16 protein-coding genes are annotated in these 12,024 nt (G+C 70.1%); 4 read left to right on the forward strand and 12 right to left on the reverse strand.

Translation table 11 applies throughout. The annotated features are described in order from the left end of the window. Positions 1-127: 127 nt before the first annotated feature. The 4 genes from ACWEJ6_RS21915 to ACWEJ6_RS21930 form a co-directional block, all read right to left on the reverse strand. The gene (locus ACWEJ6_RS21915) at positions 128-1,045 is read right to left on the reverse strand and encodes an RNA polymerase sigma-70 factor (RefSeq protein WP_352364769.1); all 918 of its coding nucleotides are present in this window, start codon (positions 1,043-1,045) and stop codon (positions 128-130) included. Continuing rightward, positions 1,042-2,253 (reverse strand): NAD(P)/FAD-dependent oxidoreductase, encoded by a 1,212-nt coding sequence (locus tag ACWEJ6_RS21920; protein ID WP_452425770.1) that lies wholly within the window; start codon positions 2,251-2,253, stop codon positions 1,042-1,044. Before ACWEJ6_RS21920 ends, ACWEJ6_RS21915 begins: the two co-directional genes overlap by 4 nt. Before the next feature lie 130 nt (positions 2,254-2,383). Then, the gene (locus ACWEJ6_RS21925; protein ID WP_387678147.1) at positions 2,384-2,929 is read right to left on the reverse strand and encodes a DUF3368 domain-containing protein; all 546 of its coding nucleotides are present in this window, start codon (positions 2,927-2,929) and stop codon (positions 2,384-2,386) included. Continuing rightward, on the reverse strand, positions 2,926-4,023 hold the full coding sequence (locus ACWEJ6_RS21930) for a helix-turn-helix domain-containing protein (RefSeq protein WP_452425773.1): 1,098 nt from the start codon (positions 4,021-4,023) through the stop codon (positions 2,926-2,928). The genes ACWEJ6_RS21925 and ACWEJ6_RS21930 overlap by 4 nt, the downstream gene beginning before the upstream one ends. 111 nt (positions 4,024-4,134) lie before the next feature. On the opposite strand from ACWEJ6_RS21930, the gene ACWEJ6_RS21935 reads away from it, so the two are divergent. Beyond that, positions 4,135-4,785: a hypothetical protein gene (locus ACWEJ6_RS21935; RefSeq protein ID WP_452425775.1), complete on the forward strand. Its 651-nt coding sequence runs from the start codon at positions 4,135-4,137 to the stop codon at positions 4,783-4,785. Here the strand turns inward: ACWEJ6_RS21935 and ACWEJ6_RS21940 are convergent. Genes ACWEJ6_RS21940 through ACWEJ6_RS21950 form a run of 3 tightly spaced genes read right to left on the reverse strand, consistent with a single transcriptional unit; the run spans position 4,782 to position 7,313 of the window. Continuing rightward, on the reverse strand, positions 4,782-5,975 hold the full coding sequence (locus ACWEJ6_RS21940; RefSeq protein WP_452425777.1) for an MFS transporter: 1,194 nt from the start codon (positions 5,973-5,975) through the stop codon (positions 4,782-4,784). The two genes, ACWEJ6_RS21935 and ACWEJ6_RS21940, sit on opposite strands and share 4 nt — an antisense overlap. Continuing rightward, positions 5,972-6,331, reverse strand: a complete 360-nt coding sequence (locus tag ACWEJ6_RS21945) for a thioredoxin family protein (protein WP_452425779.1) — start codon at positions 6,329-6,331, stop codon at positions 5,972-5,974. The genes ACWEJ6_RS21940 and ACWEJ6_RS21945 overlap by 4 nt, the downstream gene beginning before the upstream one ends. A 28-nt stretch (positions 6,332-6,359) precedes the next feature. Continuing rightward, entirely contained in the window at positions 6,360-7,313 is a 954-nt protein-coding gene (locus tag ACWEJ6_RS21950; protein WP_452425781.1) for an NAD(P)/FAD-dependent oxidoreductase, read from the reverse strand. A gap of 92 nt (positions 7,314-7,405) precedes the next feature. Here ACWEJ6_RS21950 and ACWEJ6_RS21955 point away from each other — a divergent pair, with 92 nt between their 5' ends. Continuing rightward, on the forward strand, positions 7,406-7,999 hold the full coding sequence (locus tag ACWEJ6_RS21955) for a helix-turn-helix domain-containing protein (RefSeq protein ID WP_397154544.1): 594 nt from the start codon (positions 7,406-7,408) through the stop codon (positions 7,997-7,999). Between the two features lie 10 nt (positions 8,000-8,009). On the opposite strand, the gene ACWEJ6_RS21960 is transcribed toward ACWEJ6_RS21955, so the two are convergent. Next, positions 8,010-8,399 (reverse strand): PPOX class F420-dependent oxidoreductase, encoded by a 390-nt coding sequence (locus ACWEJ6_RS21960; protein WP_387678127.1) that lies wholly within the window; start codon positions 8,397-8,399, stop codon positions 8,010-8,012. A gap of 70 nt (positions 8,400-8,469) precedes the next feature. Between ACWEJ6_RS21960 and ACWEJ6_RS21965 the strand changes: the two genes are divergently transcribed. Beyond that, positions 8,470-8,892: a MarR family winged helix-turn-helix transcriptional regulator gene (locus ACWEJ6_RS21965; RefSeq protein ID WP_452425783.1), complete on the forward strand. Its 423-nt coding sequence runs from the start codon at positions 8,470-8,472 to the stop codon at positions 8,890-8,892. 20 nt (positions 8,893-8,912) lie between these two features. Here the strand turns inward: ACWEJ6_RS21965 and ACWEJ6_RS21970 are convergent, their stop codons facing one another. The 4 genes from ACWEJ6_RS21970 to ACWEJ6_RS21985 all read right to left on the reverse strand — a co-directional run bounded on the left by ACWEJ6_RS21970 (position 8,913) and on the right by ACWEJ6_RS21985 (position 11,018). After that, positions 8,913-9,233: a hypothetical protein gene (locus ACWEJ6_RS21970; RefSeq protein WP_387678121.1), complete on the reverse strand. Its 321-nt coding sequence runs from the start codon at positions 9,231-9,233 to the stop codon at positions 8,913-8,915. Positions 9,234-9,336: 103 nt separating this feature from the next. Continuing rightward, entirely contained in the window at positions 9,337-10,038 is a 702-nt protein-coding gene (locus ACWEJ6_RS21975) for a GNAT family N-acetyltransferase (protein ID WP_452425785.1), read from the reverse strand. 272 nt (positions 10,039-10,310) lie between these two features. Next, positions 10,311-10,613 carry a hypothetical protein gene (locus ACWEJ6_RS21980; RefSeq protein WP_452425787.1) on the reverse strand — a complete coding sequence of 101 codons (303 nt, stop codon included), beginning with the start codon at positions 10,611-10,613 and terminating at the stop codon, positions 10,311-10,313. A 222-nt stretch (positions 10,614-10,835) separates the two neighbouring features. Further along, positions 10,836-11,018, reverse strand: a complete 183-nt coding sequence (locus ACWEJ6_RS21985) for a hypothetical protein (protein WP_452425789.1) — start codon at positions 11,016-11,018, stop codon at positions 10,836-10,838. A gap of 329 nt (positions 11,019-11,347) precedes the next feature. On the opposite strand from ACWEJ6_RS21985, the gene ACWEJ6_RS21990 reads away from it, so the two are divergent. Further along, a complete protein-coding gene (locus ACWEJ6_RS21990; protein ID WP_452425791.1) occupies positions 11,348-11,890 on the forward strand; it encodes a hypothetical protein in 543 nt (180 codons plus the stop codon). Positions 11,891-12,024: the final 134 nt, after the last annotated feature.

The raw sequence follows: 12,024 nt of genomic DNA on the forward strand, positions 1-12,024 counted from the left end.
ACCGGTTGGGGGGTTGCGCAACCGGCAGAACAAAGTTTCGCCAGAAAGGGACGTACACACCATGACTAGGTCATGGCGGACAACCGACATGTCAGGTCGTCGCCACCGTCCAGGTCAGCGACGGTTGTCAAGGCGTGAGGTCGCGGGCGGTCCCGGCCGCGATCGCCCCCAGCTTGTCGGGATTGGCGACGTTGTGGACGGCGGTGATGTGCCCGTCGGCGTCGAAGTCGAAGGTCACGGTGGCGACGACCCGGCCCTGACCGCTGAACACCACGCCGGGGCCGCCGTTGATCTCGGCGAGCTCGGCCCGCATGTCGCCCGGCTCGACGCCCTGGTAGGAGACCGTGCCGATCGCGGCGAACCACGCGGCCACCGTCTTCGCGCCGACGACCGGACGCAGCGCCTGGCGCACCTTCCCGCCCCCGTCGGTCCACAGGGTGACGTCAGGGGACAGCAGTTCCATGAGCGTGTTGATGTCGCCGCCGGTCGCGGCGGCCAGGAAGCGCCGCGTGACGTCCCGCTGCCGCGTCCGGTCCGCCGTGAAGCGCGGCCGCCGGGCCTGTACGTGCTCCCGCGCCCGATGCGCGACCTGGCGCACCGCCGCCTCGGAACGCTCCACCGCCTCGGCGATCTCGGCGTGGCTGAACCCGAAGACCTCCTTGAGCACGAACACCGCGCGTTCGAGCGGGCTCAGGGTCTCCAGGACCACCAGCATCGCCGTCGAGACCGAATCGGCGCCCGCGACGTCGTCGGCGGTGTCGCCGCTGGTCAGGATCGGCTCCGGCAACCACGGCCCCACGTACGTCTCGCGCTGGTACTGCGTGGACCGCAGCCGCTGCAGGGCCACGTTCGACACGATCCGCGCCAGGTACGCCTTCGGGTCGGCCACCTGCGAACGGTCGTCGGCCGACCACCTGATCCAGGCGTCCTGGACCGCGTCCTCGGCGTCGGCCGCCGAGCCGAGCACGCGGTAGGCCACCGAGAACAGCAGCTTGCGATGCTCGTCGAAGACCTGCTGGTCCTGCTCCGGGTACGCGCGGCTCATCGCCCGGCGCCGATCCGGGTGAACCGGCCGCCACGCGGCCAGAGAGCGCCGGAGACCGGCATCTTCTTCATGCGGAGGTACGTCGGCCAGGGTGCTGCGGTCACCGTCTCCTTATACCGTGCGGCCGTGCGACCGGTGAGATACACCCTGCGCGGGCTGTCGTCGGGGTGGGTGAACTGCACGACCCCGTCGTTGCGGCCGAGGCTCACCGGGGTGTGGTAGTAGCCGAAGCGGAACGGCTTGAGCCGCCGGCCGTCCAGGGCGCGCAGGATCGACACCGCGGCGTGCACGCCGGTCGGCATGCCGCTCTGGCAGGTGCCGTGCATGACGCCGTAACCCTGGCGGATCGCGGCGGCGTCGCCGAGGGCGTACACGTCCGGGTGCGAGACCGAGCGCAGGAAGGCGTCGGTGACGATCCGGCCGCGGTCGTCCACGGTGAGCCCGGCGGCCGCCGCCAGCGGCGAGACCCGCGTGCCGCTCGTCCACAGCACGACGTCGGCGGCGACGCTCTCCGCGTCCGGCCCGCACACCACCTCGACCGACCCGGGCAGCACCTTCGTGACCTCGACGCCGCTGCGCACCCGGACGCCCAGCCGGGCCAGCGCCTTCCTGACGTACTCCCTCGGCCCGGCCGCCATGGCCGCGCCGGGCTCCTGCCTGCCGAGCAGCACGACGTCCAGCTCGGGGTGGCGCTCGGCGATCTCGGCGGCCGACTCGACGCCGGTCAGCCCGCTGCCGCAGACGGCCACCATGCCCCTGCCCAGGCGGCCCAGCCGGGCGGCCAGCGCCTCGGCGTCCGGCACGCTGTCCAGCGTGTACGCGTGCTCCTCCACCCCCGGCACCGTCACCGTGTCGGCCACGCTGCCCAGCCCGTACACGAGGGTGTCGTAGTGCAGGACCTGGTCGTCGTCGATCCGCACGCTCCTGGCCCGCACGTCCACGGCGGTCACCCAGCCGCGCACGAACCGGGCCCCGGTGCCCTCCAGCAGCTCAGGGATGCGCATCTCGGCGACCTGCTGCCCGCTCGCCACGACGTGCATCCGCAACCGCTCGGTGAACCGCTCCTGCGGATTGACCAGGGTCACCCGGACGTCCGCCCGCCCCTTGGTCCGCGCCGCGAGCTGAATCGCCGCCGCCATCCCCGCGTACCCCGCCCCCAGCACCAGGACGTGGTGCGGAGCCTTGCCGTTCTCGCGCTGTGTGGTCATCGCCGTGCCCTTTCCTACGGTGCGTCTGACCACGTGATGCAAGACCCCGCCCCATCCGTGACACGACGTCCCTGTGATCCGCGCCACAGCCCGGCGACAGGCCTCTTACGACTTGGCGCCGCCAGAGAGGTCAGGCCCGGCCGTTACGTCGGATGTAGGACCCGAAGGTCGAGCCGCTGCAGGGCAGGCGCATTCCCGTCGCGATCAGAGCGTCCACGAGGTTCCCCGCGGCGACCTCGTTGAGCTTGCCGTCCTGGGTGGCGCGGGCGAGCAGCCACAAGGTGCCGTGCACGTCCAGGCCGTGCGCCCTCCCCACGGTCACGGCCTCGCGATCGTCCGTGACGGCGATGCCCCGGGCCAGCTCCGCCGCGGAGAAGACGCTGGCCTCGCCGAGGTTGCGCTCAGCAGACCCGATCCGCTGCGCCCACTTCATGAAGCACCTGAGCTCCTCCAGCGAGTCGAGCCGCGCCAGCCCCAGCCAGTCGGCGTCCAGCACCGTCCGAAGGAGGGGATGCTCCTCCATGCCCGCGCGGATCTCTTCCCGGACGACATGGGTGGTCAGGCACGCGGTGCCGGCCAGGAGATCGCGCAACACGTCGAGGCGCTCGGCGCGGGCGAAATGGTTCAGGCACATCGCGTCGAACACCAGGACGGGCTCCGGGCCAGGGTCGCTCACAGCTCGCAATCCGTGTCCTCGCGCACCGGCAGGTCGCCTGCCACGATCTGGCCGCGCATGAGCTCGACCGCACGGGACTCCGTGATGAGCGATCTCTTGAACGCCTCCAGCACAGCATGCGCGAAGCTCGGGGGCACTCGCACCGTTTCCAGGTCGGGCTGCGGCGCCCAACCGACCGCTTCCATCAGCTCCGCCCGGGTGGGGTTCCTCCGGCGCATCTCTTTGGCGACGCCTCTGGTGACGGCTCCGGCCTCCACCGCCTGCCGTACGGTCAAAGACCAGGACGCCCTGAACCGGGCCGCGAGAACCACCAGATCCTCACGCCTCGCCCCCCCGTCCGTACGGGCCGCCGCGCGGAACGCTTCGACCGGAAGCAGAAGTTCGGCGGCGAACGCGTCAATGATCGCTTCTCTGTCGTCACGGGAGGCGTGGACGCCGATGTCGGTCGAGTATTCGTCTCCGACGATCAGATGCCCCAGCTCATGGGCCGCGGTCGCGCGCCGGCGGCCGGGATCGCCGTGCTTGCTGACGACCGCCACGGCCACGTCGCCCTCGATCAGTGACGCGCCTTCACCTGGCACTTCGACGACCGCGACCAACTGCCCGAGCCGTTCGCACACGCTCATGAGCGAATCGATGGGTTCGGCCCTGTGCCCCAGGCGCTCTCGCACCCACAGGGCCGCACGGCGGGCAGCCGCAATATCCTGAACCGGCTCCGGGCAGCGCCTTGTTTCGGGAGGACTGAACACTCCCAGGCCCACAAGCTGCCGAATGTCGGCCAGCCACGTGGAGAGCGCCACCTCCAATCGATGCGACTGCCGTGACGCGTCGGTCACCGTGTCGTCGGCCAACTCCGCGCGCCGGGACACCACCAGTGGCGTCGGATCGAGGAAATAGCTCAAGGGAACCCCGAGAACCGCCGACAATCTGGCCAGTTCGAGCGCGTCGACCCGGCGGACGCCTCTCTCGATCTTCGCGATCATCGTCCGGTCGAGCTTCAGCTCCGAGGCCAGCTCCTCCTGGGACATGTCAGCGGCCATGCGGCACTCGCGTACGCGCTCGCCGATGTCCAGCCACTCTCCCGGCTCCTTCATAGTGCGATAATCGCACACACACAGATGAGGACGCGAGGCCGGAAAGTCGAATCCCGGCAATCATCGCTCCAATAAACATTCATCCGCGTATTCGCACTTACGCCCGATTACATGACCCTTTCGGCGAACGAAGTCGCCTGCGGCGGCATCCAACTGTTCATGATCGGCGTGACGCTCTCCCTGCTGCTGGCCCTGTCCCCGGCGGCCGTGACCGAGATTCCGAAGAACTTCCTGCTCACCGAGCGCGAGGCGCGCGTGCCGCTGAGCTCGGACGACGCCGCCGAGCAGGGATACAAGATCATCGACAGCCTCACCGCGCCCTTCGAGCTGAACCCGTGCGGGCATCGGCAGGCCGTCGACCGGGGTCGCACTGCCGCCCGCACGATCACCTACTGGAGCAGCGCGCCCAGCAACTCGGCCGAGCAGCTCGTCCTCTACAAGAGCCCGCGGGCCGCCCGTGCCGCGCTCGCCGGGCTGCGCGCCGAGGCCGGGCGGTGCGCGCGCAAGGGTGACCCGTCGATGCCCTCGATCAAGATCCAGTGGCGGACGACCACCGTGAAGGCGGGGGACGAGGCCATGGGCCTGGGCTACCGGACCCGGCAGGACGGCAACGTGGACCAGACGGTCACGGGGGTCGTCGCGCGCCGGGGCAGCGCATTGATCATCTACCGGACCGACGAGGGCGACTACGACCCCGGCCGGCTCACCAAGAACGCCAGGAAGATGGCCGCCAAGGTCTGCGGCCTGCCCGGCGTCTGCTAGCCCGCCCGGCGCGACGACAACCGGTCCAGCAGGACGGGGACGACCGTGAGCGCGGCCAGCCCCGCGCCGATCCACGGGACGGCGGCGACCCCCGCCCCCGCGTCCAGCACGACGGCGGCCGGCACCGGCACCAGGCTGATGCCCAGCTGGAAGGCCGAGACCGTGGTGGCCCCGGCGAGCGCCGGCGCCCCCGACGCGATGGCGAACACCCGCCCGTAAATGGCCGGGTTCAGCACGAACCCGGCGACGCCGAGCAGCAGCACCAGCGGCACGACGGCCGCGACGTGCCGCCCGAGCACGGCCAGCAGCACGGAGCAGGCCGCGATCCCGAGCACCCCCGCCAGCAGGGCGTGGGTGGGCAGCCGGTCGGCGATGCGGCCCCCGACCGACAGCCCGGCGAAGGCCCCCACGCCGAACAGCGTCAGGATCACCGGCACCCAGACCCCGGGCACGCCCGTGACCTGCGTCAGGAACGCCGCCAGGTAGTTGTAGGAGATCATGTAGGCCGCGGTGCTCAGCAGGGTGACGGCGTACACGATCCACAGCTGCAGCCGGCGCATCGTGCGCAGCTCGCCGCGGACGCTCGCCTGCCCGTGCCCGCCGGTGGCGGGCAGCGCCACGAGCGTCAGGACGGCGCCGGCGACGGTGAGCGCGGTCACGGCCCAGAACCCGCCACGCCACCCGGTGAAGTAGCTGATCATCGCCCCGGCCGGCCCGCCCGCGATCATCGCCAGGCTCAGCCCGCTGACCACCACCCCGGACGCGCGGGCGGTGCGGTCCGCCGGGACCAGCCCGATCGCGGTGACCGCCGCCACCGCCCAGAACCCCGCGTACGCCAGACCGGCGAGAAAGCGCGTGACCAGCAGCACCGGATGGCTGTCGGTGAGGATGCCGATCGCCACGCAGGCGGCGAAGGCCGCCTGGGCGACCACCAGCGTCGTCCGGCGCGGCCAGCGGAGGGTCATGACGGCCAGCGGCGGCCCGCCGATCACGACCCCCGCCGCGAACGCCGAGATCAGCCCGCCGGCGGAGGCCAGCGTGATCCGCAGGTCCGCGGCGACCGCCGGCAGCACACCGGCGAGCAGGAACTCCGCGCTGCCCATCGAGAACAGGCTGAAGGACAGCAGGTAGACCCCCAGCGGTAACCTGCCGCGGGCGACCGCCGCCCGTCCGGTGGCCGTGGCGCTCATCGGTCCGCCCCCGCCGCGTGCAGGGCCGAGGCGAGGTATTCGTCCAGGACGTGCCGGGGAGCGGCTCCCATCCAGGAACCGGCGGGCCGGCCGCCGGCGTACACCACGAAGGCGGGGACGGCGGTGATGCCGTGCCGGGCGGCCAGGCCGGGCTGGTCGTCCAGGTCGGCCCGGACGACGTCCACCTCTCCCGCGCGGTCGGCCGCCAGGCTCTCCACGATCGGGGTGACCATCTGGCACGGACGGCACCAGGCCGCCCAGAACTGGATCAGGACCGGACGTTCAGCCTGGAGGACGCGTTCGGTGAAGTTCTGCTCGGTGACGCTGCGCACCGAGCCGGGAACATGCGCGGGCATGACGAAGTCTCCTTGCGTGCGTGGGGGGCTAACGAGCCAGGGCGGACGTCGCGCGGCGCCGCTCGACGGCGTCCCGCACCTCTTCGTCCACCAGGTCGGCGTTGACGGCGGACGCGGCGGCCGACCCCATCCCCGCCGCCGTGACGACCTGCGCGCGCGGGTCGACGACGTTGCCCGCCGCCCAGACCCCGGGCACGCTGGTCCGTCCCGTCCGGTCGGTGACGACCCAGCCGGCGTCGTCCTTGTCGCAGCCCAGACGGGTGAGCACCTGGTCCTGCGGCACCATGCGCGGGAACAGGAGCACGGCGGCGCGCGGCAGCACCCGCCCGTCGGTGAGCTCGACGCCGCGCAGCCGTCCGTCCTCGACGACGAGGTGGTCGATCGGACCCTCGACGATGCGCACGCCGCGGGCCTCCAGCCGGTCGCGGTCCTCCGGCGTCAGGTCGAGCGTGTGGGTGAGGAGGACGACGTCGTCGCTCCACTGGCGCAGCAGCAGGGCCTGGTGGACCGCCCCCGGATGCGTGCCGAGCACCGCCAGCGGCTGGTCGCCGACCTCGTGGCCGTGGCAGTAGGGGCAGTGCAGGACGTCCTTGCCCCACCGCTCCCGCACGCCGGGGATGGCGGGCAGCTCGTCGTACAGGCCGGTGGCGACCAGCAGGCGGCGGGCGCCGAGCACCGGGCCGCCCTCCAGCCGCACCGCGAAGCCCGGTTCGACCTCCTCCACACGACCCCGGACGAACCGCACGCCGTACCGCTCGATCTCGGCCCGGCCGAGCTCCAGCAGGGTCGCGGGCGGCAGGCCGTCGCGGGACAGGAAGCCGTGCATGTGCGCGGCCGGGGCGTTGCGCGGCGCGCCCGCGTCGACCACGACCACCTTGCGGCGCGCGCGCCCGAGGAGCAGGGCCGCGCTCAGTCCGGCCGCCCCCGCTCCGACCACCACCACGTCGTACTCGGTGTCCTTGCTGTTCATCGCCGTAGTCATGGCGATCACCTCCGGCCCCGATGGTGCGATCCGGCACGCGGGGATGACAACTTCTGTTGCCGTTTCTGGGAAATCGGAGGTGGAATGGGCTCATGGAGCAGCAATCGCGGATCGACGCCACGCTGGCCCAGGTCGGCGCCCGGCTCAGACACCTCCGCACCCAGCGCGGCGTGACCCTGTCGGCCCTGGCCGAGGCCACCGGCATCTCCAAGAGCACGCTTTCCCGCCTGGAGTCGGGGCAGCGCCGGCCCAGCCTGGAGCTGCTGCTGCCGATCGCGGAGGCGCACCAGGTGCCGCTGGACGAGCTGGTCGGCGCGCCGGAGGTCGGCGACCCGCGCGTCCGGCTCAAGCCGGTGGTCCGCAACGGCCGGACCGTGCTGCCCCTGACCGCCCAGCCCGGCCCGCTGCAGGCGTGGAAGTCGGTCATCCCCGCCGACCAGAACCAGCCGCAGCCCGTCACGCACGAGGGTTACGAGTGGATGTACGTGCTCTCGGGGCGCGTCCGCCTGATCGTCGGCGACCACGACCTGGTCATGGGGCCCGGCGAGGCCGCCGAGTTCGACACCCACCTGCCCCACTGGTTCGGCCCCGCGGGCGATCATCCGGTGGAGGTGCTCAACCTGTTCGGACGGCAGGGCGAACGCATGCACATGCGCGCCCAGCCCCGCCCCCGGCAGCCGTCCTAGAGGTGTCCGGTCACTGGCTGGTGCAGCGGGTGGGCCGCACCACGATGACCACCCTGCGCTCGGCGTCGCCGACCGGCCGTGCGTAGTCGAGGCCGTACCGCCTGGCCAGCACGTCGAAGAAGTCGCCCTGGGGGTCGGGTTCGACCCGCTCGACCGTGCCCCGCACCTCCAGGTAGCGGTACGGCTGCTCCGGATCGTTGACCGAGATCGCCACGTGCGGGCGGGCGGCGGCGTTGCGTCCCTTCTGCCGGTCGTTCGTGGTGGTGAAGCGCAGGAACTCGCCGTCCCAGATGGTCCACACGGGCGTCACCTGCGGGGTGCCGTCGGGCATCAACGTCGCCAGATGGACGTACAGGGGACGGGTCAGCAGGTCGAGATGGCTCTCCGGAATCACAGACATGCGCGGAACACTATCAAAGCTTTTATGACCATAAGAGCTTTGAGTCCGTGCCGACTTGTAGGCTCCTGGCATGGACATGCCCCCAGAGGAGCGGCTCGGCCTCGACGTCAAGCGCGCCGAGCAGCGACTCATGGCGGCCAAGCATGCCGCGGTCAGGACCGCCGGACTGACCGTGCCCCAGTACGCCGCCCTGCTCGCCCTCCATGCCAACCCGGGCATCTCCGCCGCCGCCCTGGCCAGGGAATGCCTGGTCACGCCGCAGGCCATGAACGTCGTACTGAAGAACCTGCTCGAACACGGCCTGATCGAGCGTTCCCCCCACCAGTGGCACCGCACCATGCTGGAGACCCACCTCACGGACGCCGGTCGCGAGGCGCTGCGGGTGGCGGACGAGGCAGCCGTGATCATCGAACGCCGCATCTCCGCCGCCTTCACCCCTGAGGAACGCGCCACCCTCCGCACCCTCCTCACCCGCTTCACCGACGCGATCTGACCGGGCGCCCGGCAGGCTCCTCATCCGGCCGGGGAGCCACCGAGGATCAGGTCGGCCATCCGCAGCAGCCGGTCCACGTACGTCCTCGCCTCCCGGCCACGCGCTCGCCGCCGGATCCAGCGCAGGTCGCGGGCGCTGCTGACGAGCCGCTCGCGCAGCTGGTCGGTGAGCGCCTTGCCCTCATTACGGACGTACCAGAACATGACGCCCGCGACTCCGTCGTCCGCCAGGACCAGATCCGCGAACAGGTCCCGATCAGCCAGCCCAGGAAACGGAATGTGCCGATGCTCTTCCCAAAGCACCGACACTTCTTCGAACACCTCTGGCGACACTTTGCCCACGCGCCAAAGATACGGTCACCGCTCCCCAGAGACACGGTCACCGCTCCGCAGAGACCCGGCCACCGCTCCGCAGAGACCCGGCCACCGCTCCGCAGAGATCTGGTCACCGCTCTACGCGAAGGCTCACCTGTGACCCCAGCTCGCGGAACCCGAGAGCTCGGGCCACCCGCCGCGACGCCTCCGGACGCGCCCGCCACTGCGGCAACAACCCCGCACCGAGCGCGTCGGCCACCGCCGCCGACGCCACCGCCCGAGCCAGCCCCCGCCCCCGAAACCCCTCGGCAGTCAGTACGGACAGATGCGCCGCCGTGTCCAACCACGTCCGATACCCGGCGGCGGCGACCACATCACCGCCCGCACGAACCACCCAGACCGCCGAACCGACCTCCGCCAGCCCGCTCTCGTCGGCATCCTGCTCGCTCGCCGCCGCCAGCAGCCCGCCGACGTCCCGGTCCCCTACCGCCAGCCGTTCGACATCCGTCCCGGCATGGCTGGGAACGAACTCCTCGGCATCGACGTACGCGAGCGTCGCCGGCCCCAGGACCTCGCGGACCTCCACCCACCCGGCCACCTGGTCGGCCTCCCGCTCAGACTCCCACTCGGACATCTGCTCGGACATCTGCTCGGACAGCCGCTCGGACAGCCGCGAGAGGTCGACGCCGTCCTCGACGAGAGCGCCGCGCAGGGCGTCACACAGCGGCTCGACCAACCCGGGGTCAGGCACCGTGACCAGCGCCCCGCCGTCCAGCACGACGATCCCCGTCCATCCGGGCGGGCACAACCACGACCCGGAGGAGACGACCACCGTGACCTCTCCCCGCCCAGGAAACGTGACAGGCACCCGAGCCAGATCCGCCCACAACCGCCCCGCCGCATTCCGCACCACACTCCATGATCGACTGTACGAGCAGCCGACGTCCACGGAGTTACGACGACTCCGGCTCGCGGGATCGTCGATGCCCAGGAGTGAGACCTGCGATACCGAGGTGCGGTCGCGAAGGCGCCCAGCTCTCTCATCGAGCATGAACGCCCTCGTGAATCGCACCTTCGCCACAGCTAAGGCTTGATACCAACCATCTAGTTGCTCTCTGGCCGTTGCCGAGTGCCGGGGCGGCGCAGGAGGCTGCAACCCCGCAGCAGACCACACTGCGCAACGACGTCATGGGCGTTGATGTGATGCCGCAGTCCGGTGATCTCGTCCACCAGGGCCTCGTAGTCCTGTCTCAGCTCGGCCTGGAAGGCAGCGAGTTCGGTCATCATCAGAACGATGCTGATCATGGTGAGGTCGTCCGCGGTGCGGGTGCTCGTCTCAAGCGCCTTGACGCGTAGCATCACCTCAAGGATCTGCGCCTCTAGGTTCACGGCTCCTGCCTGTTCCACGCAGGGAAGAAGATGCCGCACCGGTGGCCCGGCACGTGCTCTGACGTGAGCACAGTGACAGGTGGAAGGCAAAGAATCCGATCCACGGTCCGACACGAGGTGTGGTTCTTTCTCCTACCACCAGGCGTCTTTCCTCCCGGGGATGCGGTTTCTCACCAGCCCCCCGCACACAAACCCGGCCGAACAGCCGGAAAGCGGGACGAGCAGGCGGGACACACAGATCTACAGCACACCGTCGAGATCGAGTACCGCACGAGCGAAGATCTGATCGGCCCCGTCCGCCAGACAGGACAGCCCACTGAGGCCGGGAAGATACTCCACCAGAGCCTCACGTATCGCCTGATCAACCAGGGCAGCAGTCTCTCCCGGCAAGCCCCTGTGCCCGGACACGGCGACGCGCACCATGATCACCTCCGGGTGCCGGCAGCCGGTTCCCTTACAGGTGGAACCAGTGAATCCGCCGACAAGTGGTACAGACGAAGCAGGTCGCGTCTCGGTTGGCCCAGTCCAGGCCCATGAAACTCATTCCGGTCGTCTGCAGCTTCCACTGACGGGACTCGAAGATCTCGCTCTGGCATGTGTCGCACCTGAGGTTCTGCCCGTGCGGGAGCCTTACGGTCTTGGCCTCATCCATGTTCACGATGCTATGCGAGACGATCCGCCGCGGCTCAGCAGAAACGGGCCCGGCACCGGCCGACCGAGATTGTCGGTGCCGGACTCTACGCTTCGCGCCCATGACCAGACAAGAGTCTCCTGTCACGCACACGAAGCGGATTGATGTGGAGGTCGCAGACTGCGGTCAGGTCTATCTCCTGGACGAGGGAGACTACGAGCCCAATGGCAAGCCAGATGACTCATCGACCCACTCGGTCGGCCTCGCTACAACGGGGGGAAGAGGCTTCGCCAGCCTGAACATCGCCACACTTTGGGGGCTGATCCCCTTCACCGTGACGGTCGCCGACCGGGATCCAGGCGCTGACCTGGACAGCTATGAGGACATCGTGGAGATCAGTTTCGACTCCCCGTCGGGCGAGGTATTCCTGGCCGGATGGCTCATGGATTGGGACGACGAAAAGGCGCACGACCTTTCCCCGTTGCTTTCCGGTCCCGGCACCTACCGTCTGCGATATCACGTCCGAGGAATGGCCGAAGAGCGCTGCTCCGTTGATGACCACTACCTTCAGATATGGCCTGCGGCACAGCACGATCCGGCCGTACTGAAAACCACGAGTATCCCCTTCCAGCACATGCTGAAAGCGGACAGGGCCGCGGGGTGAGTGAGAGAACAGCGCCGCTCTCTCAGGAGAGTGGCACAGTGAGGTGATCTCAGCGAAATAAGCCCGGCGATTGGGATTTCTTGGACGCCGCCGGTGACGTTCCGGGCCTATCGGGAGGAGTCGCCGAAGGCCGG

The sequence above is a fragment of the Nonomuraea sp. NPDC004702 genome (genome assembly GCF_053601695.1).

Excerpts from the sequence above, each read along its gene's own strand:
- ACWEJ6_RS21930 (WP_452425773.1), bottom strand. The coding sequence starts at position 4,023 with ATGAAGGAGCCGGGAGAGTGGCTGGACATCGGCGAGCGCGTACGCGAG.
- ACWEJ6_RS21920 (WP_452425770.1), bottom strand. The coding sequence starts at position 2,253 with ATGACCACACAGCGCGAGAACGGCAAGGCTCCGCACCACGTCCTGGTG.
- ACWEJ6_RS21915 (WP_352364769.1), bottom strand. The coding sequence starts at position 1,045 with ATGAGCCGCGCGTACCCGGAGCAGGACCAGCAGGTCTTCGACGAGCAT.
- ACWEJ6_RS21950 (WP_452425781.1), bottom strand. The coding sequence starts at position 7,313 with ATGACTACGGCGATGAACAGCAAGGACACCGAGTACGACGTGGTGGTG.
- ACWEJ6_RS21960 (WP_387678127.1), bottom strand. The coding sequence starts at position 8,399 with ATGTCTGTGATTCCGGAGAGCCATCTCGACCTGCTGACCCGTCCCCTG.
- ACWEJ6_RS21965 (WP_452425783.1), top strand. The coding sequence starts at position 8,470 with ATGGACATGCCCCCAGAGGAGCGGCTCGGCCTCGACGTCAAGCGCGCC.
- ACWEJ6_RS21955 (WP_397154544.1), top strand. The coding sequence starts at position 7,406 with ATGGAGCAGCAATCGCGGATCGACGCCACGCTGGCCCAGGTCGGCGCC.
- ACWEJ6_RS21935 (WP_452425775.1), top strand. The coding sequence starts at position 4,135 with ATGACCCTTTCGGCGAACGAAGTCGCCTGCGGCGGCATCCAACTGTTC.
- ACWEJ6_RS21945 (WP_452425779.1), bottom strand. The coding sequence starts at position 6,331 with ATGCCCGCGCATGTTCCCGGCTCGGTGCGCAGCGTCACCGAGCAGAAC.
- ACWEJ6_RS21990 (WP_452425791.1), top strand. The coding sequence starts at position 11,348 with ATGACCAGACAAGAGTCTCCTGTCACGCACACGAAGCGGATTGATGTG.
- ACWEJ6_RS21940 (WP_452425777.1), bottom strand. The coding sequence starts at position 5,975 with ATGAGCGCCACGGCCACCGGACGGGCGGCGGTCGCCCGCGGCAGGTTA.
- ACWEJ6_RS21985 (WP_452425789.1), bottom strand. The coding sequence starts at position 11,018 with ATGGTGCGCGTCGCCGTGTCCGGGCACAGGGGCTTGCCGGGAGAGACT.